Here is a 22,651-nt window from a genome sequence, read left to right on the forward strand (position 1 = left end):
CCGAACCCCCACCCCCCGCCTCGCCGCCTCCCGCCGGCCGGTCGACGTCGTCGCCATCGCGGCGGCCGCCCTCGTCAACGAGCGCTACCTCGATCGGCGCTTCACCGTCCACCACCTCGCCGCCGAGCTGCGGATGCCCGCCCTGCTGCTGCGGCTGCGGTTCCGCCGCTGCTACGGGCTCGGCCTCGACGAGCACCTCGCCCTCCGCCGACTCGAGCTGGCCGCCGTCCTGATGGCGAGCACCCCCGTCGCTCTCGGCGGCCTCGACCGCATCGCCCGGGGCTCCGGCTACCGGGGCACCGCCGAGCTGGACCGCGACCACCGGAGGCACCGCCGGTCGTCCGCGCTGGCCGCCTGGTTCCGGGCCGCCCCGCGTCCCGAGCGCGAGCATCGGCCCGGCACCCGGCCCGAGGAGGAGCTGCTCGCCGCAGCGCCGGGCGCCGCGACTCCCGCCCGCCCCAGCAGCATCCGCTCGGCACCGGTCACCCCGCTGAGGCGCCGCGCCTGAGCCCGGCCGCGGAGCGGTACAGTGCCACGATGCGCACCTCCGGAACCCGCCGATGACGGCCGTCCGCTACGTCGCGATCGGCGATTCCTTCACCGAGGGCGTCGGCGACGAGCGGCCGGACGGCACCCCGCGCGGCTGGGCCGATCTGGCGGCCGCGGGATGGGCGGCGGCCACGGGTGAGCGGATCGAGTACGCCAACCTCGCGATCCGGGGCCGGCTCATCGCGCCGATCCTCGACGAGCAGCTCGAGCCCGCGCTCGCCCTGGGTCCGACCCACCTCTCCTTCAACGGCGGCGGCAACGACATGCTGCGCCCGCGGGCCGACATCGAGCGGATCGCCGACGCCTACCTCCGCGTTCTCGAGCGCTGCGACGAGCAGGGCGTCGTGCTGATCGCCCTGGCCGGCGCCGACCCGTCGCCGCGGCTCCCGCTCGGCTCGCTCATCCGTCGCCGCGGGGACGCGCTGACCGACGCCGTCCTGCGCCGGACGAGCCACCGGACCGACGTGGTCGTCGCCGACAACTGGCACGACCCCGCTTTCGCCGATCCGGCGCTGTGGTCGGAGGACCGCCTGCACCTCGGCCCGCGGGGACACCGGCGGGTGGCCGACCGGGTCCTGCGGGCGCTCGGGCTCACGCCGCCCGCCGCGCTGCCCGACGCTCCCGAGGCCGCACTCCGGCGCGGCGGAACCGTGCAGTACTACCGGCAGCACGTCACGCCGTGGGTGCGGCGCAGGCTCACCGGCACGTCCTCCGGGGACGGCCGCGCCGCGAAGTACGCGGGCTTCGTGCCGATCGACCCGGTCTGACGCCTCCTCCGAGGAGCACGGCCCTCGTTCGACGGGCAGGGATCTTCCCTGAGGCGCTCAGCGGCGACCACTCGTGGCCGCTCGACGGCGTCGAGCGCTCAGTGCCAGCCGTACCGCGCCGAGAGCACCCGGGCGACGGCGTCGTACCGAGCACGCTCCAGAGCTGCTCCTTCGCGGCGCATCCCGGCGGGGTGCACGCGGAACACGCGCTCCGGGTCGACCCAGCTGGGGCGCCCGTCCGGGTCCCAGCCGCCGGTCCCGACGGCCAGGTAGTCGGAGTGCTCCTTCGAGCTCAGCCGCACGGCGAGCACTGTCCCCGACTTCTCGACCGCGAGCACGAGCACCGGGCGGTCCTTGCCGCGGCCGTCGTCCTCCTCGTACGGCACCCAGGTCCAGACGACCTCGCCCGGGTCCGGGTCGCCGTCGGGCGTGGGCGCGTAGCCCAGGCGGACCCCGCGGAGCCGTGACGGGTCGACCTCGACGGTGCGGCCCACTCCGCTCGCGCCCGGGGTCGGCGCCGTCGTGCTCAGGTACGGGCGCTGCGGGCGGGGCCCGGCGTCCGGGCGCGGGGCGACCGCGCGGCCGAGGAGTCGGAGGAGCAGGGACACGACCGAGCGCGAGGAGGGCACCCCGGAACCCTAGCCCGGATCCGCGGCCGCCCGCCCGCGGGGGCGCGCCCGGCGGTCGCCCGTCCCGGACGCGCCGACGGGGTGCCGGCTCCGGAGAGCCGGCACCCCGTCGGGTGCTGCGGAGGAGGGGGTCAGTCCGCCAGGACGTAGCCCGCCTCGCCGTGGATGGCCGTGTCGATGCCGGCGATCTCGTCCTCGTTCTTCACGCGGAAGCCCATCGTCTTCTGGATGATCCAGCCGATGAGGAGCGTCATGACGAAGGAGTAGGCGAGGACGGTGAAGGCCGCGAGGGCCTGCTTGCCGAGCTGGCTCGCGTCGCCGGTGAGGAACAGGCCCACGCCGGTGCCGAAGAAGCCGATGTAGAGCGTTCCGATGAGGCCGCCGACCAGGTGCACGCCGACCACGTCGAGCGAGTCGTCGTAGCCGAGGCGGTACTTGAGGTCGATCGCCAGGGCGCAGACGGCGCCGGTGATGACGCCCAGGACGATCGCCCAGAACGGCGACAGGCTGGCGCACGCCGGGGTGATCGCGACGAGGCCCGCGACCGCGCCCGAGGCGGCGCCGATCGAGGTGGGCTTGCCGTCCTTGATCTTCTCGACGACGAGCCAGCCGAGGATCGCGGCGGCCGGAGCGGCGATGGTGTTGAGGAAGGCGACGGCCGCGATGCCGTCGGCGGCGAGCTCGGAGCCGGCGTTGAAGCCGAACCAGCCGAACCACAGCAGTCCGGCGCCCAGGAGCACGAACGGCGGGTTGTGGGGCTGGTGCGCGCCCTTGGTGAAGTTGACGCGCTTGCCGAGCACCAGGGCGAGGGCGAGGGCCGCCGCTCCGGCGTTGATGTGGACGGCGGTGCCGCCCGCGAAGTCGATCGCGCCGACGCCGTAGGCGATCCAGCCGCCGTCGACGACGGTGGCGTCGTCGCCGAGGGTGAAGTTGAAGACCCACGAGGCGACCGGGAAGTAGACGACGGTGGCCCAGACGCCGGCGAAGACCATCCAGGCGCCGAACTTCGCCCGGTCCGCGATGGCGCCGGAGATGAGCGCGACGGTGATGATCGCGAACGTCGCCTGGAACGCGGCGAAGGCCAGCGTCGGGTAGGCCGACGTCTGCTCGCCGAGCGCGTCGTTGTAGATGCCCTGCAGGCCGATCTGGGCGGTGTCGATGCCGAGGACGCCGTCGATGCCGACGAAGGTGTCGGTTCCTGCGGGGCCGGACGGGCCGTTGCCGAACGCGATCGCGTAGCCGTACAGGACCCAGAGGACCCCGATGAGGCCCATGGCTCCGAAGCTGAGCATCATCATGCTGATGACGCTCTTCGCACGCACCAGGCCGCCGTAGAAGAAGGCGAGCCCGGGGGTCATGAGCAGGACCAGCGCGGCTGCGATGAGCAGGAACGCGGTATTGCCTTGATCCATTGTTGAACCTCTCGTGAGTGTGCAGAGAAAAGCCCGGAGCGAGGACGCTGCGTCGGAGCACGGCCTGGAGACACGCGGGTGTCGGGTCACCTCGGGTAGCCGACAGTCTGGTGGCGCGAGGTTTCGTCCCGTGAGGCACCGCGTTTCGCGGAGGTTACGGCCGAGGCCCCTGTGTAAAAAGCGCGTTACGGCGCGCTGGCGGACGGCACGACGACGACCCCGGGAACGCCGGGAGGAGAGCGGATCCGCCCCTAGGAGCGGGGCGCCATCGAGGTGAGCGCGATGAGCCGCGACATCGAGCGCAGGTACTTCTTGCGGTAGCCGCCGCTCAGCATGTCGCCGCCGAAGACCTCGTCGAGGGGCGTCCCGGAGGCGAGGACCGGGATCTGCGCGTCGTAGACCCGGTCGATGAAGGCCACGAGGCGCAGGGCGTCGGTCTGGTCGGTCAGAGCGGTGACGCCCCGGAGCACGATGGTGTCGACGCCGTCGATCACCTTGATGTAGCGGGAGGGGTGCACGGTGCCCAGGTGGTGCACGGCGTCCGCGAACGGGTCGTCGGTGACGACGGAGCCGGCGGGGGCGGCCGCGACGAGAGCGTCGATCTCCTCGTCGGTGCGCACCACGGCGTGGCCCTCGATGTCGCGGCGCCGGTAGTCGGTGCCGTCGATCCGCATCGTCTCGAAGTGGGCGGCCATCGACTGGATCTCGCGGAGGAAGTCCGCTGCGGCGAAGCGCCCCTCGCCCAGCGCGTTGGGCGGGGTGTTCGAGGTCGCGGCGATGCGGGTCCCGGAGGCGACCAGCTCGCCGAGGAGCCGCGTCATCAGCATCGTGTCGCCCGGGTCGTCCAGCTCGAACTCGTCGATGCACAGCAGCGCCGAGCCCTTGAGGAGCGAGACGGTCGCCGCGTAGCCGAGCGCGCCGACGAGCGCGGTGTACTCGATGAACGTCCCGAAGTAGGTGCGGCCCGGCACCGCGTGCCAGATCGCCGCGAGCAGGTGGGTCTTGCCGACGCCGAAGCCGCCGTCGAGGTACACGCCCGGCTTGACCGCGGGGGCCTTCTTCCGGCCGAAGCCCAGGAAGCCGCCTCCGCCGCCCTTGGATCCGCCGCCGGCGGCGAACGCGCGGAGAGCATCCACCGCGTCGGCCTGCGAGGGGTACTCCGGGTCGGGACGGTAGCTCTCGAAGGTGGCGCCCTCGAACTGGCGCGGGGGCACCAGCGTCGACGCGATCTCGTGCCCGCTGATCTGGGGCGAGCGGGCGGTCAGGCTGCTCGTCGATCGGACGTCGTCGGGGCTCACTCGCGTCTCGCATCCTGCGCACGGCGGGGGTCCGTGCGCTCAGTGGCGGCGGCCGCACCGGGCACGGAGCCGCCGCGGTTCTGTGTCGAACTCTTACGGCGCCCTCCGTGCGGCGTCGTCCGCGGACGCGTACTGTCGCTGAAGGGCGGGCTCCAGCGTAGCCCGCCGTGGAATCACGCCCGCGCTCCGCGCACCATCCTGGAGGTCTTCCTTGTCCGTCGAAACCGATCCGTCGCCGAAGTTCGCCTCCTACGCGCACCCCGAACGGCTCGTCAGCGCCGACTGGCTCGAGCAGCGCCTCGGCACTCCCGGTCTCGTCGTCGTCGAGTCCGACGAGGACGTCCTGCTCTACGAGACCGGCCACATCCCCGGCTCCGTCAAGATCGACTGGCACACCGACCTCAACGACCCGGTGCAGCGCGACTACATCGACGGTGCCGCGTTCGCCGCGCTGGTCGGCGGCAAGGGCATCGCCCGCGACACCACCGTCGTCGTCTACGGCGACAAGAACAACTGGTGGGCCGCCTACGCGCTCTGGGTCTTCACCCTCTTCGGCCACGAGGACGTCCGTCTGCTCGACGGCGGCCGCGACAAGTGGCTCGCGGAGGGCCGCCCGACGACCACGGACGCCTCCTCCCCGGAGCCCGCCGAGTACCCCGTCGTCGAGCGCAGCGACGCCGAGATCCGCGCCTTCAAGGACGACGTCCTCGCGCACTTCGGCAACCCGCTGATCGACGTCCGCTCCCCGGAGGAGTTCACCGGGCAGCGCACCACGGCGCCGGCCTATCCGGAGGAGGGCGCCCTGCGCGCCGGTCACATCCCGAGCGCGCAGAACGTGCCCTGGGGCAGGGCCGCCGCCGAGGACGGCACCTTCCGCCCCCTCGACGAGCTGAACGGCATCTACCGCGAGGGCGCGGGGCTGAAGGACGGCGACTCCGTCATCGCCTACTGCCGGATCGGCGAGCGCTCCGCCCACACCTGGTTCGTGCTGACCCACCTCCTCGGCTTCGAGGGCGTCCGCAACTACGACGGCTCCTGGACCGAGTGGGGCAGCGCTGTCCGCGTCCCGATCGTGCAGGGCGCCGAGCCCGGCGAGGCCCCCGCGGCCCGCTGACGCGTCACGACGGAGGCCGGGAGCGCCGATCCGCCCGTCGACGGGCCGGATCCGGGCTCCCGGCCTCCGCTGCGACCGCCCGCCGCCCCTCCCCCGATGAGACACTGGACCGGATGACCGACACCACGCTCCCCGACGCTCTGCGCGACATCCGCGAGGAGTTCCTCGCCCTCGAGAAGCCGGAGCGCCTGCAGCTCCTGCTCGAGTTCTCGAACGAGCTCCCCGACCTGCCCGAGCGCTACCGCGACCACCCGGACCTCTTCGAGCGCGTGGAGGAGTGCCAGGCGCCCGTCTTCATCGTCGTCGATGTGGAGGGCGGGATCGTGCACCTGCACGCCACTGCTCCCCGCGAGGCGCCCACGACGCGCGGCTTCGCGTCGATCCTGGCGCAGGGCCTGGCCGGGCTCACCCCCGAGCAGGTGCTCGCCGTCCCCGACGACTTCCCGCAGACCATCGGCCTCTCGGAGGCGGTCTCGCCGCTGCGCCTGCGCGGCATGACCGCGCTGCTCGGCCGCACCAAGCGGCAGGTCCGCGCGCACCTGGCCGCATGATCCTCCGGCCGCTCGTCCCCGCCGGTCCGCCGATCGTGATCGGCGAGGAGGGCGCGCGAGCGGCGGTCGCTGACGCCTGGCGTCCCGACGAGGCGGTGCGCGTGCGCCTGAACATGATCGCGAGCGTCACCGGCTCCAGCACCGGCTCCGACGGCACCAGCGAGACGCTCACCAACCGCGTCGACCGCACGATCCTCGGAGTCGTCCGCGAGCAGGCCGACGTCGTCCTCGTCGGAGCCGCGAGCGTCCGCGCCGAGGGCTACCGCGTCCCCCGGCGGGTCCCGCTCGCCGTCGTCTCCGCCTCGGGCGATCTCACCGGGCACCGCCTGGAGCTGCAGGAGGGCTCCCGGGTCCTGCTGCTGGTGCCGGAGTCGCGCGGCGCGGTGGAGGGGCTCCCCGCCGGCGTCGAGGTGGTCCGGGTCCCGTCCTCCTCGGAGCGGATCGGCGTCGATGAGCTCCTGGAGGCTCTCGCCGGGCTCGGCCTGCACCGCGTCGTCTGCGAGGGCGGCGCCTCGCTCTCGGGCCAGTTCCTCGCCTCGGGCCGGGTCGACGAGCTGTGCCTCACCACCTCGCCGCGCGTGGTCCTCCCGGGCCTCCCGGTCGCGACGGGCACGGCCGTCGTCGACGACGCCTACGCCCTGACGCTGCTGGCCGCGGACGATTCCGGGGCCGTCTACGCCCGCTGGAGCCGCACGCGCTGAGAGCCGCCCACCCGGCGTGCCTCCGCGTCCCGGGCGCGTCGGAACCCTAGTCTGCGATCGTGCCCGAATTCCCAGCGTCGTCCCAGCTCCCTGAGGAGTTCCGGGTCGCGACGGAGTCGATCCGCGCCGCTGCCACGCGCGCCGAGCTCACCGTGTCCGAGATCGCCTCGCCGTCGGGTCTCGCGCCCTGGGCCCTCGCCCTGTCGGGCGACGTCGCGCCGCACGCGCACGGACGCGACTCCGAGCTGGGCACGGGGCGCTTCATCCTGCTCTACGACCCCGAGGAGCCCGAGCAGTGGGGCGGCCCCTTCCGTGTCGTCTGCTTCGCCCAGGCCCCGCTCGAGGTCGAGATCGGCACCGATCCGTTCCTCGCCGAGGTCGCCTGGTCCTGGCTCATCGACGCCCTCGGGGCGCGGGGCGCCTCCTATTCCGCCGCGTCCGGCACGGCGACCAAGGTGCTCTCCACCGGCTTCGGCGAGCTGGCCGCTCAGGGGGACGGTGCGCAGATCGAGATCCGCGCCTCCTGGAGCCCGGATGATGCGCAGCTCGCCGCTCACGTGGAAGGGTGGGGGGAGCTGTTGTGCATGCTCGCGGGTCTCCCGCCCGTATCGAGCGACGGTGTGACCCCGCTCGCCTTCCGACGGAACAACCGTGACTGATTACCGTGTCCTCTCCACGCCCGACGAGTTCCTCGCCGCGGTCGACGCCCTCGCCGCCGGCGAGGGCCCCGTCGCCGTCGACGCCGAGCGCGCCTCCGGCTTCACCTACTCGCAGCGCGCGTACCTGATCCAGGTCTACCGGCGCGGCGCCGGCGCGTTTCTCTTCGATCCCCCCGCCATCGGCCGGATGGACGCTCTGCAGGCGGTCATCGGCCAGGAGGAGTGGGTCCTCCACGCCGCCAGCCAGGATCTCGCCTGCCTGCGCGAGGTGGGCCTGGACCCGGTGCGGATCTTCGACACCGAGCTCGCCGCCCGGCTCCTCGGACTGCCCAAGGTGGGCCTCGGCGCCGTCGTCGAGGACCTCCTCGGCATCCACCTGGCCAAGGAGCACTCGGCCGCCGACTGGTCGACCCGCCCCCTCCCCCAGAGCTGGCTCGTCTACGCCGCGAAGGACGTGGAGCTCCTCGTCGACCTCCGCGACCGCATGGAGGAGATGCTCATCGCCGCGCGGAAGACGCGCATCGCCCGCGAGGAGTTCGAGGCGACGCTCGCGCGCGCCCCGAAGGCGGTCCCGCCGGACCCGTGGCGCCGCCTCTCCGGCATGCACTCGCTCCGCGGCCCGCGCCCCCTCGCCGTGGCGCGCGAGCTCTGGCTGGCCCGGGACGCGTTCGCCCGCGAGCGCGACATCGCTCCCGGCCGCCTGATCCCCGACTCCTCGATCATCGCGGTCGCCCGCAACATCCCGACCAGCATCGGCCAGCTCTCGGGCCGCCGCGACTTCACCGGCCGCGCCAGCCGCGGCGAGGTCGAGCGCTGGTGGGCCGCGATCGAGCGCGGGACGACGACCGAGGACCTGCCGAGCCCGACCCGCCCGGCCGCCGACACGCTCCCCCCTCCCCGCGCGTGGGGCGATCGCAACCCGGCCGCCGACGCGCGCCTGAAGGCGGGACGCGCCGTGGTCACCGAGATCGCCGAGCTGCTCTCGCTCCCGGTCGAGAACCTGCTCACGCCGGAGCTGCTGCGCCGGGTGGCCTGGAACCCGCCCGAGCCGTTGACCGCGGAGTCGGTCGCCGCGGAGCTCACCCGCGCCGGCGCCCGCGCCTGGCAGGTCGAGGCCACGTCGGGCTCGATCGCCACCGCGTTTGTCGAAGCGGCCCAAGCGCCGGCCGAGGGCACCGAAACCGCTTCGTAGGAAGCGGCAAAGGATTCCGGCTGCGCGGTGCCGGTTCCTACGATCGACGGCGACCGTGAGTTCCTGGGAGGCATTGTGGCCGAGAGATCCGAAGTCGTGTTCGTCGACGGAGTCCGTACTCCGTTCGGGCGTGCCGGCGAGAAGGGCATGTACTGGCAGACCCGAGCCGACGACCTCGTCGTCAAGGCGATGATCGGTCTGCTGGAGCGCAACGGCGCGCTGCCGAAGGAGCGGGTGGACGAGGTGGCGATCGCCGCCACCACCCAGCAGGGCGACCAGGGCCTGACCCTCGGCCGCACGGCGGCGCTACTCGCAGGGCTGCCGAAGTCGGTGCCCGGCTTCGCCATCGACCGCATGTGCGCCGGAGCGATGACCTCGGTCACCGCGACCGCGGGCGGCATCGCGTTCGGCGCCTACGACGTGGTCCTCGCCGGCGGCGTGGAGCACATGGGCCGGCACCCGATGGGCTTCGGCGCCGACCCCAACCCGCGCTTCCTCTCGGAGCGCCTCGTCGGCGAGGACGCGCTCAACATGGGCCGCACGGCGGAGCGGATCCACGACCGCTTCCCGCACCTGACGAAGGAGCGCGCCGACCACTACGCCCTGCGCAGCCAGCAGAAGCTCGCCGCTGCGTACGCCGCCGGCAGCATCCAGCCGGACCTCGTCCCCGTCGCCACGCGCAGCGGCGCGGGCTGGGGCCTCGCGACCGCCGATGAGGCACCGCGCCCCGAGACGACCCTCGAGGGCCTCGCGGGCCTGCGGACCCCGTTCCGCCCCCACGGCCGGGTGACCGCGGGCAACTCCTCCGGGCTCAACGACGGAGCGACGGTGTCGCTCCTGGCCAGCGCCGACGCCGCGCAGGAGCTGGGCCTGTCCGCGAAGATGCGGATGGTGAGCTTCGCGTACGCCGGCGTCGAGCCCGAGATCATGGGCATCGGCCCGGTCCCCTCGACCGAGAAGGCGCTCCGCAAGGCGGGCCTGGGCATCGAGGACATCGGGCTCTTCGAGCTCAACGAGGCGTTCGCCGTGCAGGTGCTCTCCTTCCTCGACCATTTCGGCCTCGATGACGACGACCCGCGCGTCAACGAGTACGGCGGAGCGATCGCGATCGGCCACCCGCTCGCCTCCTCCGGGGTCCGGCTGATGATCCAGCTGGCCCGGCAGTTCGAGTCGCACCCCGAGGTCCGCTACGGCGTGACGGCCCTCTGCGTCGGCCTCGGTCAGGGCGGCACGGTGATCTGGGAGAACCCGCACTACGACGGCAAGCGCGGACGACGGAAGGGACGCTGACCCATGCTCGAAGGATTCGAGAACCTCGTGGACCTCGCCGAGGGCGAGGTCGTCACCCACTCCTACGTCCGCGACGTGCCGCTGCCCAGCGGCCGCACGCTCGCCCTGATCACGCTCGACAACGACCGCGACCACACCCGCCCCAACACCTTCGGGCCGGCGTCGCTCTTCGAGCTGGCGGACGTCCTCCTCACGCAGAAGGAGCGCGCCTCGCGCGGCGAGATCCAGGCGGTCGGCATCACCGGCAAGCCGTTCATCCTCGCCGCGGGAGCCGACCTCAGCAAGGTCGGGGCCATCCCGAGCCGTGAGCTCGGCCGCCAGCTGGCGCGCCTGGGTCACCGCACGCTGGGGATGCTGGCCGAGCTGGGCGTGCCGTCCTTCGCCTTCATCAACGGCCTCGCCCTGGGCGGCGGCACCGAGATCGGCCTGAACGCCGACTACCGCACGGTCGACTCCTCCATCCCCGCGCTCGGGCTCCCCGAGGTCTTCCTCGGCATCATCCCCGGCTGGGGCGGCGCGTGGCTCCTGCCGAACCTGATCGGCGTCGAGAACGCCCTCAAGGTCGTGGTCGAGAACCCGCTCAAGAACAACCGCACGCTCAAGGGCCAGGAGGTGTTCGACCTCGGCATCGCCGACGCGATCTTCCCGCCCGCCGCCTTCCTCGAGGACTCGCTCCGCTGGGCCGACGGCGTGATCGGCGGCTCCGTGAAGGTGGAGCGGCCGAACGCGCCCGGCAAGCTGGAGCGGCTGGTCAAGTGGGACGTCGCGATCTCGATCGCGCGCAAGCAGCTGGAGTCGCGGATCGGCACGGTCGCGGCGTCTCCGTACCGCGCGCTGGAGCTGCTCAAGGCCGCGAAGAACACTACCCGCGAGGAGGGCTTCGCCGCCGAGGACGAGGCGCTGGCCGACCTGATCTCGGGCGACCAGTTCCGCGCGAGCATCTACGCGTTCGATCTGGTGCAGAAGCGCGCCAAGCGTCCCGCGGGAGCGCCCGACAGGGCGCTGGCCAAGCCCGTCACCAAGGTCGGGGTGGTCGGCGCGGGCCTCATGGCCTCGCAGTTCGCGCTGCTCTTCCTCCGCCGCCTCCAGGTGCCGGTGGTCATCACCGACCTCGACCAGGAGCGGGTCGACAAGGGCGTCGCGGGCATCCGCGCCGAGATAGACGCGCTGCTGGCGAAGGGACGCGTCTCCCCCGACGACGCGAACCGCCTCCGTGCGCTGATCACCGGCACGACCGACCGCTCCGACTTCGCCGACGCCGACTGGGTGATCGAGGCGGTCTTCGAGGAGCTGTCGGTGAAGCAGGACGTGTTCGCCGACATCGAGCGCTACGTCTCGCCCACGGCGGTGCTCGCGACCAACACCTCGTCCCTCTCCGTCGAGCGCATCGGCGAGCGGCTGGAGCACCCCGAGCGCCTCGTCGGCTTCCACTTCTTCAACCCGGTCGCGGTCATGCCGCTGATCGAGGTGGTCCGGACGCCGCACACCGACGACGAGACCCTCTCGACGGCGATGGTCACCGCCGCGAAGCTCAAGAAGAACGCCGTCATCACGCGCGACACCCCGGGCTTCGTGGTGAACCGCGTGCTGGCGAAGGTCCTGGGCGAGGCGATGCACGCGGTCGACACGGGCACACCCTTCGAGGTCGTCGAGCAGTCGCTGGCTCCGTTCGGCCTGCCGATGACCCCGTTCGAGCTGCTCGAGCTGGTGGGCCTCAAGGTCGGCGCGCACGTGCTCGACACCCACCACGCCGCGTTCCCCGACCGCTTCTTCGACAGCCCCAACCTGCACCGCCTCGCCGAGCTCGGCCGCGTCTTCGAGCGCGACGCGAAGGGGCGGGTGAAGGGCGTCGACAAGCGCGCGGTCGCGATCGTCGCCGGGGGCACGGAGCCGATGACGGCCGAGCAGCTGCGGCTGCGCGTCGAGACGGGTCTCGCGGACGAGGTCAAGCGGATGCTGGACGACGACGTCGTGCACGCCGCGGAGGACATCGACCTCTGCCTGATCCTCGGCGCGGGCTACCCGTTCCAGATGGGCGGGCTCACGCCCTACCTCGACCGGGTCGGCGCGAGCGAGCGGGCGTTCGGGGACACGTTCCACCACCCCGCGATCCGCGGCGTCGACTGACGCGGAGTGCAGTGACTCGGAAGAGGCGCCGGATCGAATCCGGCGCCTCTTCCGCGCGTCGCCTGAGGGACGGGTCCCGACGGCCGATCAGTCGCTGCGGGCGTCGTCCCGGGCCTCGACCTCGTCCGGGAGCGGGCGGGCGACCGGGATCTTGCTGCCCAGCACCTGCGCGACGACGTCGCGAGCGATGTGCTGGGGAGTGAGTCCGACGTCCTCGAGGATCTCCTCGCGCTTGGCGTGGTCGAGGAACTGGTCGGGCAGCCCGAGCTCGGTCACCGCGGTGTCCACGCCGGCCTCGCGCAGGTCCTGGCGGATGCGCGTGCCGATCCCGCCGACGCGCACCCCGTCCTCGATCGAGACGACGATGCGGTGCTCGCGGGCGAGCTCGATGATGCTGGTGGGCACGGGCACGACCCAGCGGGGGTCGACGACGGTGGCTCCGATGCCCTGGGCCGCGAGCCGCTGAGCGACCTCGAGACCCATAGCGGCCATCGGTCCGACCGTGACCAGCAGCACGTCCTTGCGCTCGGCGCGGGCGAGCACGTCGACCCCGTCGCCGAGGCGCTCGACGGCGTCGATCTCGTCGCCGACGCTCCCCTTCGAGAAGCGCACCACGGTCGGCGCGTCGATGACGCCCACGGCCTCGCGCAGCTCCTCGCGCAGGCGCACGGAGTCGCGCGGAGCGGCGAGGCGGATGTTCGGAACGACCTGCAGGATCGCCAGATCCCACATGCCGTGGTGGCTCGGACCGTCGGGCCCGGTGACTCCGGCGCGGTCCAGTACGAAGGTGACGCCCGCGCGGTGCAGTGCGACGTCCATCAAGACCTGGTCGAAGGCGCGGTTCACGAAGGTGGCGTACAGCGCGACGACCGGATGCAGCCCGCCGAAGGCGAGACCGGCGGCCGAGGTCACGGCGTGCTGCTCCGCGATGCCGACGTCGAAGACGCGCTCCGGGTACTTCTCCGCGAGGCGGTCGAGACCGACGGGCCGGAGCATGGCGGCCGTGATGCCGACGATCGTCGGGTCCTCGTCGGCCAGGGTGACGATCTCCTCGGCGAACACCGAGGTCCACGATCGGGCCCCGGCCGCGCTCAGCGGCTCGCCCGTCTCGGGGTCGATCTGCCCGACGGCGTGGAACTGGTCGGCGAGGTCGTGCACGGCCGGACCGAAGCCCTTGCCCTTCTGGGTGATCGCGTGGACGATGACCGGCTGGCCGTAGTCCTTCGCCTGCTGGAGGGCCTCCTCCATCGCCGTCAGGTCGTGTCCGTCGATCGGCCCCAGGTACTTGATGTCGAGGTTGGAGTAGAGCGCCTCGTTGTTGATGAAGCGGCTGAGGAAGCCGTGGAGCCCGCCGCGCACGCCGCGGTAGACGGCGGCGGCGGGGCCGCCCAGCCGCTCCGAGACGGCCCGGGAGCCGCGGTGCATCGTGCGGTAGGTCGGCCGCGTGCGGACGCCGTTGAGGAAGCGGGCCATGCCGCCGATGGTCGGGGCGTAGGAGCGCCCGTTGTCGTTGACCACGATGACCAGCCCGCGGGAGTTGTCGTCGCTGATGTTGTTCAGCGCCTCCCAGGTCATGCCGCCGGTGAGGGCGCCGTCGCCCACGACCGCGACGACGTGGCGGTCGGTCTGACCGGTCATCGTGAAGGCGCGGGAGATGCCGTCCGCCCAGGACAGCGAGCTGGAGGCGTGCGAGCTCTCGACGATGTCGTGCGGCGACTCCCTCCGCTGCGGGTAGCCGGCGAGGCCGCCGCGCTGCCGGAGCTTCGAGAAGTCCTGGCGACCGGTGAGCAGCTTGTGGACGTAGGACTGGTGTCCGGTGTCGAACACGATCGCGTCGTGCGGCGAGTCGAAGACCCGGTGGATCGCGATGGTCGTCTCGACGACGCCGAGGTTCGGGCCCAGGTGGCCGCCGGTCTTCGAGACCTCGCGCACGAGGAAGTCGCGGATCTCCTGCGCCAGCGTCTCGAGCTCGGCCGCGGTCAGGCGATCGAGATCGCGAGGACCGCCGATGGTCTCGAGAACAGCCATGCGCGCCGCCTTCCGGGGTCGTGAGCGAGGTGGGGACGTCTCCCGAGTCTACGCACGGGGCCCCCGGGAACGCGTGTGCGCCTCCCCCGCAGGGAAGGCGCACACGCTCTGCGGCTGATCTAGACGAGCGAGCGCAGCACGTACTGCAGGATGCCGCCGTTGCGGTAGTAGTCCGCCTCACCGGGGGTGTCGATGCGGACGACCGCGTCGAACTCGACGGTCCGCTTGCCCTCGGCCGAGTGCTCGGTCGGCTCGGCGACGACGTGGACCGTCTTGGGGGTGACGCCCTCGTTCAGCTCCTCGATGCCCGAGATGCTGATCGACTCGGTGCCGTCCAGGCCCAGCGACTCCCAGCTCTCGCCCGCGGGGAACTGCAGCGGGACGACGCCCATGCCGATGAGGTTCGAGCGGTGGATCCGCTCGAAGCTCTCGACGATGACCGCCTTGACGCCCAGCAGGCTCGTGCCCTTGGCCGCCCAGTCGCGCGACGAGCCGGAGCCGTACTCCTTGCCGCCCAGGATGACGAGCGGGGTGCCCTCGGCCTGGTAGTTCTGCGACGCGTCGTAGATGAACGACTGCGGGGCGTCCGGCTGCGTGAAGTCGCGGGTGTAGCCGCCCTCCACGCCGTCGAGCAGCTGGTTGCGCAGGCGGATGTTCGCGAACGTGCCGCGGATCATCACCTCGTGGTTGCCGCGGCGCGAGCCGTAGGAGTTGTAGTCCTTGCGGTCGATGCCGTGCTCGTCGAGGTAGCGGCCGGCGGGGCTGTCGGCCTTGATCGAGCCGGCGGGGCTGATGTGGTCGGTCGTGACGGAGTCGCCGAGCTTGGCGAGCACGCGGGCACCGGCGATGTCGGTGACCGGGGTCGTCTCCATCGTCATGCCGTCGAAGTACGGGGGCTTCCGCACGTAGGTCGACGACTCGTCCCACTCGAAGATCGAGCCCTCGGGGGTCTGCAGCGCGCGCCAGCGCTCGTCGCCGTCGAACACGCCCGCGTACTGCGTGTCGAACATCGACTTGTCGATCGACGAGTCGATCGTCGCCTGCACCTCGGCCGCGTCGGGCCAGATGTCCTTGAGGAACACGTCGTTGCCGTCGGAGTCGGTGCCGAGCGCGTCGACCTCGAAGTCGAAGTTCATCGAGCCGGCGAGCGCGTAGGCGATGACGAGCGGGGGGCTCGCCAGGTAGTTCATCTTCACGTCCGGGTTGATGCGGCCCTCGAAGTTGCGGTTGCCCGAGAGCACGGCGGTCACGGCGAGGTCGTTGTCCTGCACCGCGGCCGAGATCTCCTCGAGCAGCGGGCCGGAGTTGCCGATGCAGGTCGTGCAGCCGTAGCCGACCGTGTAGAAGCCGAGAGCCTCGAGCGACTCGGTCAGGCCGGCCTTCTCGTAGTAGTCGGTGACGACCTTCGACCCGGGTGCCAGCGTGGTCTTCACCCACGGCTTGGCCTTCAGGCCCTTCTGCGCTGCGTTGCGGGCCAGCAGGCCGGCCGCGAGCATGACGGAGGGGTTCGACGTGTTGGTGCAGGAGGTGATCGCCGCGATCGCGACGGCGCCGTGATCGATCGTGAAGGTCCCGCCCTCGCCGAGCTCGACCGTGGTCGGCTTGGAGGCGGTCGCCGGCGCGTGCGAGCGGTGGGTGTGCTCGTGGCTGCTGTGCTCGTCCTGCGGCTGCAGCTCTCCGGGGTCGGAGGCGGGGAACGACTCCGCGATGGTCAGGTCGACGATGTCGTGCGAGACGTCCGCGTAGTTGGTGAGATCCGACTCGAACTGCGTCTTGGCGGACGAGAGCTCGATCCGGTCCTGCGGGCGCTTCGGGCCGGCGATCGAGGGGACGACGGTGCCGAGGTCGAGCTCGAGGTACTCGCTGAAGACCGGCTCGACCGCGGGGTCGTGCCAGAGCTTCTGCAGCTTGGAGTACTGCTCGACGAGGGCGATCTGCTCGTCGCTGCGGCCGGTGAGGCGCAGGTAGTCGAGGGTCACGTCGTCGATGGGGAACATCGCGGCGGTGGAGCCGAATTCGGGGCTCATGTTGCCGATGGTGGCGCGGTTCGCGAGCGGCACCGCGGCGACACCGGCCCCGTAGAACTCGACGAACTTGCCGACCACGCCGTGCTTGCGCAGCATCTGCGTGATGGTGAGCACGACGTCCGTCGCGGTCACGCCGGTCGGGATCGAGCCGGTGAGCTTGAAGCCGACGACCTTCGGGATGAGCATCGAGACGGGCTGGCCGAGCATCGCGGCCTCGGCCTCGATGCCGCCGACGCCCCAGCCGAGCACGCCGAGGCCGTTGACCATCGTCGTGTGCGAGTCGGTGCCGACGCAGGTGTCGGGGTAGGCGCGCAGCGCGCCGCCCACCTCGCGGGTCATGGTGACGCGGGCCAGGTACTCGATGTTGACCTGGTGCACGATGCCGGTTCCGGGCGGGACGACCTTGAAGTCGTCGAAGGCGGTCTGGCCCCAGCGGAGGAACTGGTACCGCTCGCCGTTGCGCTCGTACTCGAGCTCGACGTTGCGCTCGAGCGCGTCCTCGGTGCCGAAGAGGTCGGCGATGACGGAGTGGTCGATGACCATCTCGGCGGGCGCGAGCGGGTTGATCCGGTTCGCGTCGCCGCCCAGGGCAGCGACGGCCTCGCGCATGGTGGCGAGGTCGACGATGCAGGGCACGCCGGTGAAGTCCTGCATGACCACGCGGGCCGGCGTGAACTGGATCTCGGTGTCGGGCTCCGACTCCGGGACCCACTCGCCGAGGGCGCGGATGTGGTCGGCGGTGATGTTCGCGCCGTCCTCCGTGCGGAGGAGGTTCTCGAGCAGCACCTTGAGGCTGAACGGGAGCTTCTCGTGACCGGGGACCCGGTCGATGCGGAACACCTCGTAGTCGGTCGAGCCGACCTTCAGGGTGTCTTTCGATCCAAAGCTGTCTACCGCGGACACGTCGCCCTCTCCTTCGCTGACTGCAGCGTCCGCCGACGGGCGGAGCCGCTCTCCGTCCTCATCTTGACGACCGCGCACAGCGGCCTGCCACCAAGGAGGACCTAACTCCTCGACGCCGAGGCGCCCGGTCGACCTCGCCGCGACGGCGTGGGGAGGCGAGCGCTATTTATCTCGACGTCGAGACAATTCTATGCACGATCCGGAGCATCGCCCGCATCGGCGCGCTCGCCGGCTCCGCGGTACTCGGCCCGGACGGCGAGCACGGTGAGCACCAGCAGCGGCGCGTACAGGGGCAGGCCCAGCGCCAGCTTCCAGATGCCCAGCGCCGTGGTGTCCTCGGCGAGGAACAGCGGGTACTGCACGGCCAGGCGCAGGAGGAAGAGCCCCGCCCACGCGAGGGTCAGGGCGACGAAGAGGCGGCGCTTGCGCCGATCGGACCGCCAGGCGGTGCCGTCCCCCATCAGGAAGCCGGCGGCGACGCCGATCAGGGGCCAGCGCACGAGGACGGAGAGGAGGAAGACGAGCCCGTAGACGAGGTTGGTGAGCAGCCCCAGGGCGAAGTTGTCGACGCCCCGCCCGGTGAACAGCGCCAGTGCGGCCGAGACCACCACGGCGAGCAGCCCGCCGACGGCCTGGATCACCGGCGTCCGGCCGAGCACCCGCGCCACCGTGAACGCCACGGCGAGCCCGACGGATGCGACCAGCGAGAGCACCAGCTCCGAGGTGACCGTGTAGAGCAGGACGAAGGCGATGCCGGGCACGACGGCCTCGAGGATCCCCCGGACGCCGCCCATGGTGCGCAGCAGCGCCTTCCCGTCGAACGGCTCGCCGTCGGCGACCGCGCCGAGTCCCGAGCGGCGGGCGGCCTGCGCGATCGCGTCGCCCACCTCGGGCCGGACCGGCTCCTCCGATCGGGCCGGGTCCTCGGGCCGCACCGGCTCCATGCCGGTCAGCTCGCGCTCTGCTGGGTCTGGCTGCCGGTCGGCACCTTCAGCGGGATCAGGTCGCGCGGAGGCATCGGGCCGCTGCCGCGGACCACGACGATGCTGCGGAAGAGCTCCTCGACCGAGGCGGCCGCCTGCTCGTCGACGGCTCCGGCTCCGGCGATCACGCCGCGGAGGAACCAGCGCGGACCGTCGACGCCGACGAACCGGGCGACGCGGGTCTGGCCGCCGGCGATCGGGAGCTCGGCGACGAGCTCCGGACCGAAGACGCCGTCGCGCTCCGTCGTCGATCCGCCCTGACGGCCGATCTGCTCGGCGATCTGGCCGCGGATCTCGTGCCAGAGGCCCGAGGAGCGCGGCGCGGAGAAGGGCTGCACCTGCAGCGTCGACCCTGCGTAGTCGAGGCCGACGGCGATGACGCGCTTGGTCCCCTCCTCGACCTCGAGGCGGATGTGCATGCCCTCGCGGGGAAGCACCTTCACCCCGCCGAGGTCGATGTAGGGGCGGACCGGGTTGGCCTCGCGCTCGTCCAGGGGCCCGGCCTCCGCGCGGTCCTCCGGCGCCGACTTCTCGAAGTCCTGCTGGACGGGCTCGGCGGCCTCGCCGGCCGTGGGCTGGATGTCGCTCATGCGCTCTCCTCGTGGATTCTGGTCTCCTGGGCGCCGGCGGCGTACCCGGTGGATCCGAAGCCGCCCGTGCCGCGGACCGACTCGGGAAGCTCGTCGACGGCCGTGAACCTCGCCTGGACGACGGGGACGATCACGAGCTGCGCGATCCGGTCCCCCGCCGAGACGCGGTACGTCTCGCGGCTGTCGGTGTTCAGCAGCGCCACCCGGATCTCGCCGCGGTAGCCCGCGTCGATCGTTCCGGGGGCGTTGACGACGGTGATGCCGTGCCTGAAGGCCAGCCCGCTGCGGGGGACGACGAAGCCGGCGTGGCCCTCCGGGAGGGCGACGGCCACCCCTGTGCCGACGGAGGCGCGCTCACCGGGGGCGAGCACCACGTCCTCCGTCGAGTGGAGATCGGCTCCCGCGTCGCCCGGACGGGCGTAGGAGGGGAGCCGGTCCGCGGTGATCGGGACGTCGACGGTTGCAGGCACGTGACGAGGGTAGACCAAACGTCTGATCCAATAGGGTCATGCCGTCCTACCGAGAGAGGCTGTGGCCCGCGCCCTGGCTCTTCGTCGCCACCGCCCTCGTGATCCCCGCCAGCATCCTGGTGTTCGCGCCCATCGACCTCGCGGTCGGGGTGATCGTCGCGGTCGTTCTGTACGCGGGCTGCGTGCTGTCGCTGCTGGCGCTCTCCCCCGTGATCGAGGTGGCGGAGGGGGAGCTGCGCGTCGGCCGCGCGCACATCCCGCTGGACCTCGTGGGCGAGCCGTCCTCCTACTCGGGGGACCAGGCGTTCGCCGAGCGCGGGACGCGCCTGGACGCGCGGGCGTACCTGGTCATCCGCGGCTGGGTTAAGGAGGTGGTGCGGGTCCCGATCGAGGATCCGGCCGACCCGACGCCGTACTGGCTGGTCTCCACTCGCCGCCCGGACGACATCGTCGCCGCGATCCGGGGATCACGGCGACGGAGCGGTCGTCCTTCGGAGCCGGGAGGCGCTTAAGCGGCGCACTCCAGGCAGATCGGTCCGAGCTTCTCCTCGTGGTCGATCTGCGAGCGGTGCTTCACGAGGAAGCAGCTCACGCACGTGAACTCGTCCGCCTGAGGCGGAAGGACCACGACGTCCAGATCGAGGTCGGACAGATCGGCACCGGGCAGTTCGAATCCGCCCGGGTTGTCGGCGTCATCGACGTCGACGACTCCGGACATCTTGTCGGGGACTCGCTCCTTCAGGGCCTCGATCGACTCGGAGTCGTCATCGGTCTTGCGGGGGGCGTCGTAGTCCGTAGCCATTCCCATCCACTTCTTATTTCTGCTGTTCAACAAATCGGCGGGGTCAGTGTGCATCACGACGCATCGATTCGCAAACCACCTCGAACGGCTCTTGACACCCGCTCGCCCCGCCTCCTTCCGCACCAACTTTCGACCCGCCCGGGGTATTCCCGGCCGATCGCCCGGGCGCGTGGCATCCTTGCCCGGTCCGCGTCCAGAAGGAGGGTCCCCACGATGATGGAACTGAAGGTGATCGGCGTCGAGGGCGGATCGCTCGTCCTCGTGTCCGAGGGTGGCGAGCGCTTCTCGGTCCGCATCGACGAGACGCTGCAGAGCCAGCTGCGGCCGCGGGTCCACACCCTCCCGCCGCGCGAGAAGCGCGTCTCCCCCCGCGAGATCCAGGCCCACATCCGCTCCGGGCTCTCCGCCGAGGAGGTCGCCGAGCTCACGGGCGCCGACCTGGGCTACGTCCAGCGCTTCGAGGGACCCGTCACGGCCGAGCGCGAGCACATCGTCGCGTCCGCTCTCGCCGTGCGCGTCTACACGACCACCGACCCCGATCCCCTCGAGGAGGGCACGCCCTTCGGCGACGTCATCCGCGACCGCCTCGCGTCGCTCGGCGCCGAGGGCGAGCAGTGGTCGAGCTGGAAGGAGGAGGAGGGCTGGGTCGTCAAGCTCCTCTTCCGCTCCGACGAGATCGACCACGACGCCCGCTGGCGCTTCGACCCGCGGAAGGCGCTGCTGTCGCCGCTGACCTCCGAGGCGATCACGCTCTCGCAGCAGGGCGAGATCCGGCCGACCCTCATCCCGCGCCTGCGCGCCGTCATCCCCGCCGCCGTCGACGAGCTCGCCACGCGCTTCGACACGGAGTCCGCGGAGGCGCCGAGCCGCTCCGCCCGGGCCGACCACCCCACCGCCGGCCGCCCCGCCGCGATGCCGCACGCCCGGCCGGCCGCCGTCCGCCCCTCCGACACGGAACCGCAGCCGGCCCTCTCCGAGACCCCGCGCCCGATCTCGACGCTCCCCCGCCCCGTCACGAGCACGACGGAGCAGCGCGAGCGCAACCTCAACGACACCGCCGACCTGCTCGACGCCCTGCGGCGGCGCCGGGGCGAGCGCGATCACGCCTCGAGCCTCCGCGTCCGCGAGGAGCCGGAGCCCGAGGCCGAGGCCGCTCCTCCCGTCGAGAAGGCACCTGAGCCGCCGCGCACCGCTCCCCCGGTCCCCGAGCAGCCGTCGGGCGTGCGCGGGAGCCTCCGCAGGGGGCGGGCGTCGATGCCGAGCTGGGACGAGATCGTCTTCGGAGCGCGCAGCGACGACTGACCCTCAACCGGCGCGGCTCCGCCGGAGTGGACGGTGCCCCCGTCCCCTCGGCCCGGCTCAGGCCAGCGCGCCGAAGCGGAGGAGCGGCACCTGCGTCTCCTCCGGCGTGAGCGACCCGTGCTGCCCGATCATCGAGCGGCCGGAGGAGTCGTCCGCCGCGTAGTAGGCGATGGTCCTCCGTGCCGCGACGAACACGTCGCCCATCCGCTCGGCCGCCGCCGGCGAGACCTCGCCGAACCAGCCGCTCGCAGCGACCCCGTCGCGTGTCGCGATCCAGGCGCGTGCGCCCTCCGCCTCGAGCCAGCGCCGCGCCACCTCGTCGGGGTCCACACCCGGCTCGAGGTGCAGCTGCAGGCAGCGGGGCTCTCCGCCGAGGTGCCGGACGCCCTCGAGCAGCGGTCCCCGCTCGACGAGCACGTGCGAGGACGCCGGAACGTCCACGATGCCGTGGTCGGCGGTGACCAGCACGCTCTCGCGGGCGGAGAGCCCGCGGACCGCTCCGCCGACCTCCCCGTCCAGGAGCTCGAGCGCTGCCGTCCACTCCGGCGACTCCCAGCCGCGCGCGTGCGCCACCTGGTCGAGCTCGGGGACGTAGAGGTACACGAGCTGCCGGCCGCCCTCGTCGAGCAGGGCGCGCGCCGCCGTGAAGCGCTCGGCGACGCCGCCGGCGGAGTGGTACTCGGCGCCGCGCAGGATCGCCCGCGTGAGACCGGAGCGGGCGTACCGCGCGGGGCCGATCACTCCGGCCCGGACACCGGCGGCCGAGGCCTGCTCGAAGACCGTGGGGTGGGGCTGCCACGTCTCGGGCACCATGCCCTCGTCCCAGCCGGAGAGCTGGTTGACCAGGCGGTCGGAGGCGCGGTCGAGCACGCGGTAGCCGACCATCCCGTGCCCGCCCGGGCGCAGGCCCGTCGTCAGGCTCGCCAGGGCCGCCGCGGTGGTCGTCGGGAAGCCCGAGACGAGCGTGGTGCCGCGGTTGAGGGCCGGAGCGAGTGTGCGCGAGTGGCCCCCGCGCTGGCGGAGGTTCGCGGCACCCAGGCCGTCGACGAGGACGACCACGATCCGCTCGACGCGGGGCGAGCCGAAGAGGCCGGGGCGGCCCAGGAGCGCGTCGAGGGCGCCCGGCAGGACGTCGGCGAGGCTCCGCCGCCCGTCGGGGGCTGGCGGTAGCATGTGGGTCATCGCGCCCAGTTTCGCACAGCGCCGCCGTCCCCGCCGGGCCGGTGCAGCGGAGCGTCCGCGTGAACGGGAGGGCCG

At 72.4% G+C, this 22,651-nt stretch carries 21 protein-coding genes; 11 read left to right on the plus strand and 10 right to left on the minus strand.

Annotated elements, in window-relative coordinates; all coding sequences use genetic code 11:
* On the plus strand, window positions 1-508 hold a 508-nt coding region (locus tag C5C39_RS17625; RefSeq protein ID WP_219813344.1), incomplete at its 5' end, for a hypothetical protein.
* 52 nt (window positions 509-560) lie between these two features.
* Complete coding sequence (locus C5C39_RS14105) at window positions 561-1,316, plus strand: SGNH/GDSL hydrolase family protein (RefSeq protein ID WP_104353668.1); 756 nt, start codon at window positions 561-563, stop codon at window positions 1,314-1,316.
* A gap of 98 nt (window positions 1,317-1,414) precedes the next feature.
* Here the strand turns inward: C5C39_RS14105 and C5C39_RS14110 are convergent, their stop codons facing one another.
* The 3 genes from C5C39_RS14110 to zapE all read right to left on the minus strand — a co-directional run bounded on the left by C5C39_RS14110 (window position 1,415) and on the right by zapE (window position 4,655).
* Window positions 1,415-1,945 carry a type II toxin-antitoxin system PemK/MazF family toxin gene (locus C5C39_RS14110; RefSeq protein WP_167299028.1) on the minus strand — a complete coding sequence of 177 codons (531 nt, stop codon included), beginning with the start codon at window positions 1,943-1,945 and terminating at the stop codon, window positions 1,415-1,417.
* Window positions 1,946-2,076: 131 nt separating this feature from the next.
* Entirely contained in the window at window positions 2,077-3,357 is a 1,281-nt protein-coding gene (locus C5C39_RS14115; protein ID WP_104222080.1) for an ammonium transporter, read from the minus strand.
* 251 nt (window positions 3,358-3,608) lie between these two features.
* On the minus strand, window positions 3,609-4,655 hold the full coding sequence (gene zapE, locus C5C39_RS14120) for a cell division protein ZapE (protein WP_104296140.1): 1,047 nt from the start codon (window positions 4,653-4,655) through the stop codon (window positions 3,609-3,611).
* A gap of 211 nt (window positions 4,656-4,866) precedes the next feature.
* Between zapE and C5C39_RS14125 the strand changes: the two genes are divergently transcribed.
* The 7 genes from C5C39_RS14125 to C5C39_RS14155 all read left to right on the plus strand — a co-directional run bounded on the left by C5C39_RS14125 (window position 4,867) and on the right by C5C39_RS14155 (window position 12,289).
* On the plus strand, window positions 4,867-5,769 hold the full coding sequence (locus C5C39_RS14125) for a sulfurtransferase (protein WP_104232576.1): 903 nt from the start codon (window positions 4,867-4,869) through the stop codon (window positions 5,767-5,769).
* 113 nt (window positions 5,770-5,882) lie between these two features.
* The gene (locus C5C39_RS14130) at window positions 5,883-6,320 is read left to right on the plus strand and encodes a SufE family protein (RefSeq protein ID WP_104222086.1); all 438 of its coding nucleotides are present in this window, start codon (window positions 5,883-5,885) and stop codon (window positions 6,318-6,320) included.
* On the plus strand, window positions 6,317-7,021 hold the full coding sequence (locus C5C39_RS14135; RefSeq protein ID WP_104296141.1) for a dihydrofolate reductase family protein: 705 nt from the start codon (window positions 6,317-6,319) through the stop codon (window positions 7,019-7,021). The genes C5C39_RS14130 and C5C39_RS14135 overlap by 4 nt, the downstream gene beginning before the upstream one ends.
* Window positions 7,022-7,080: 59 nt before the next feature.
* Window positions 7,081-7,680, plus strand: coding sequence for a DUF3000 domain-containing protein (locus C5C39_RS14140; protein ID WP_104222090.1), 600 nt, complete (start codon window positions 7,081-7,083; stop codon window positions 7,678-7,680).
* On the plus strand, window positions 7,673-8,872 hold the full coding sequence (locus C5C39_RS14145; RefSeq protein ID WP_104296142.1) for a ribonuclease D: 1,200 nt from the start codon (window positions 7,673-7,675) through the stop codon (window positions 8,870-8,872). Before C5C39_RS14140 ends, C5C39_RS14145 begins: the two co-directional genes overlap by 8 nt.
* A gap of 75 nt (window positions 8,873-8,947) precedes the next feature.
* Window positions 8,948-10,162: a thiolase family protein gene (locus C5C39_RS14150; protein ID WP_104353669.1), complete on the plus strand. Its 1,215-nt coding sequence runs from the start codon at window positions 8,948-8,950 to the stop codon at window positions 10,160-10,162.
* Window positions 10,163-10,165: 3 nt separating this feature from the next.
* Complete coding sequence (locus C5C39_RS14155; protein ID WP_104353670.1) at window positions 10,166-12,289, plus strand: 3-hydroxyacyl-CoA dehydrogenase NAD-binding domain-containing protein; 2,124 nt, start codon at window positions 10,166-10,168, stop codon at window positions 12,287-12,289.
* Window positions 12,290-12,376: 87 nt separating this feature from the next.
* Here the strand turns inward: C5C39_RS14155 and dxs are convergent, their stop codons facing one another.
* The 5 genes from dxs to dut form a co-directional block, all read right to left on the minus strand.
* On the minus strand, window positions 12,377-14,317 hold the full coding sequence (gene dxs, locus C5C39_RS14160) for a 1-deoxy-D-xylulose-5-phosphate synthase (protein WP_104353671.1): 1,941 nt from the start codon (window positions 14,315-14,317) through the stop codon (window positions 12,377-12,379).
* Between the two features lie 119 nt (window positions 14,318-14,436).
* Entirely contained in the window at window positions 14,437-17,247 is a 2,811-nt protein-coding gene (gene acnA, locus C5C39_RS14165; protein ID WP_104222099.1) for an aconitate hydratase AcnA, read from the minus strand.
* A gap of 188 nt (window positions 17,248-17,435) precedes the next feature.
* Window positions 17,436-18,191, minus strand: coding sequence for a DUF3159 domain-containing protein (locus C5C39_RS14170; protein WP_104353672.1), 756 nt, complete (start codon window positions 18,189-18,191; stop codon window positions 17,436-17,438).
* Between the two features lie 5 nt (window positions 18,192-18,196).
* Complete coding sequence (locus C5C39_RS14175) at window positions 18,197-18,820, minus strand: DUF3710 domain-containing protein (protein ID WP_104248032.1); 624 nt, start codon at window positions 18,818-18,820, stop codon at window positions 18,197-18,199.
* A complete protein-coding gene (dut, locus tag C5C39_RS14180; protein WP_104222105.1) occupies window positions 18,817-19,290 on the minus strand; it encodes a dUTP diphosphatase in 474 nt (157 codons plus the stop codon). The genes C5C39_RS14175 and dut overlap by 4 nt, the downstream gene beginning before the upstream one ends.
* A gap of 38 nt (window positions 19,291-19,328) precedes the next feature.
* On the opposite strand from dut, the gene C5C39_RS14185 reads away from it, so the two are divergent.
* Entirely contained in the window at window positions 19,329-19,802 is a 474-nt protein-coding gene (locus C5C39_RS14185) for a DUF3093 domain-containing protein (protein ID WP_104353673.1), read from the plus strand.
* Here the strand turns inward: C5C39_RS14185 and C5C39_RS14190 are convergent.
* Window positions 19,799-20,092, minus strand: coding sequence for a DUF4193 domain-containing protein (locus C5C39_RS14190; RefSeq protein WP_055792269.1), 294 nt, complete (start codon window positions 20,090-20,092; stop codon window positions 19,799-19,801). The genes C5C39_RS14185 and C5C39_RS14190 overlap by 4 nt on opposite strands.
* A 213-nt stretch (window positions 20,093-20,305) precedes the next feature.
* On the opposite strand from C5C39_RS14190, the gene sepH reads away from it, so the two are divergent.
* Window positions 20,306-21,394 carry a septation protein SepH gene (sepH, locus tag C5C39_RS14195; protein ID WP_104232567.1) on the plus strand — a complete coding sequence of 363 codons (1,089 nt, stop codon included), beginning with the start codon at window positions 20,306-20,308 and terminating at the stop codon, window positions 21,392-21,394.
* Window positions 21,395-21,451: 57 nt separating this feature from the next.
* On the opposite strand, the gene C5C39_RS14200 is transcribed toward sepH, so the two are convergent.
* On the minus strand, window positions 21,452-22,576 hold the full coding sequence (locus C5C39_RS14200) for an alkaline phosphatase family protein (RefSeq protein ID WP_258075845.1): 1,125 nt from the start codon (window positions 22,574-22,576) through the stop codon (window positions 21,452-21,454).
* Window positions 22,577-22,651: the final 75 nt, after the last annotated feature.

Source organism: Rathayibacter sp. AY1F3, from assembly GCF_002931975.1.
In the GTDB taxonomy this organism is placed as follows: Bacteria; Actinomycetota; Actinomycetes; order Actinomycetales; family Microbacteriaceae; genus Rathayibacter.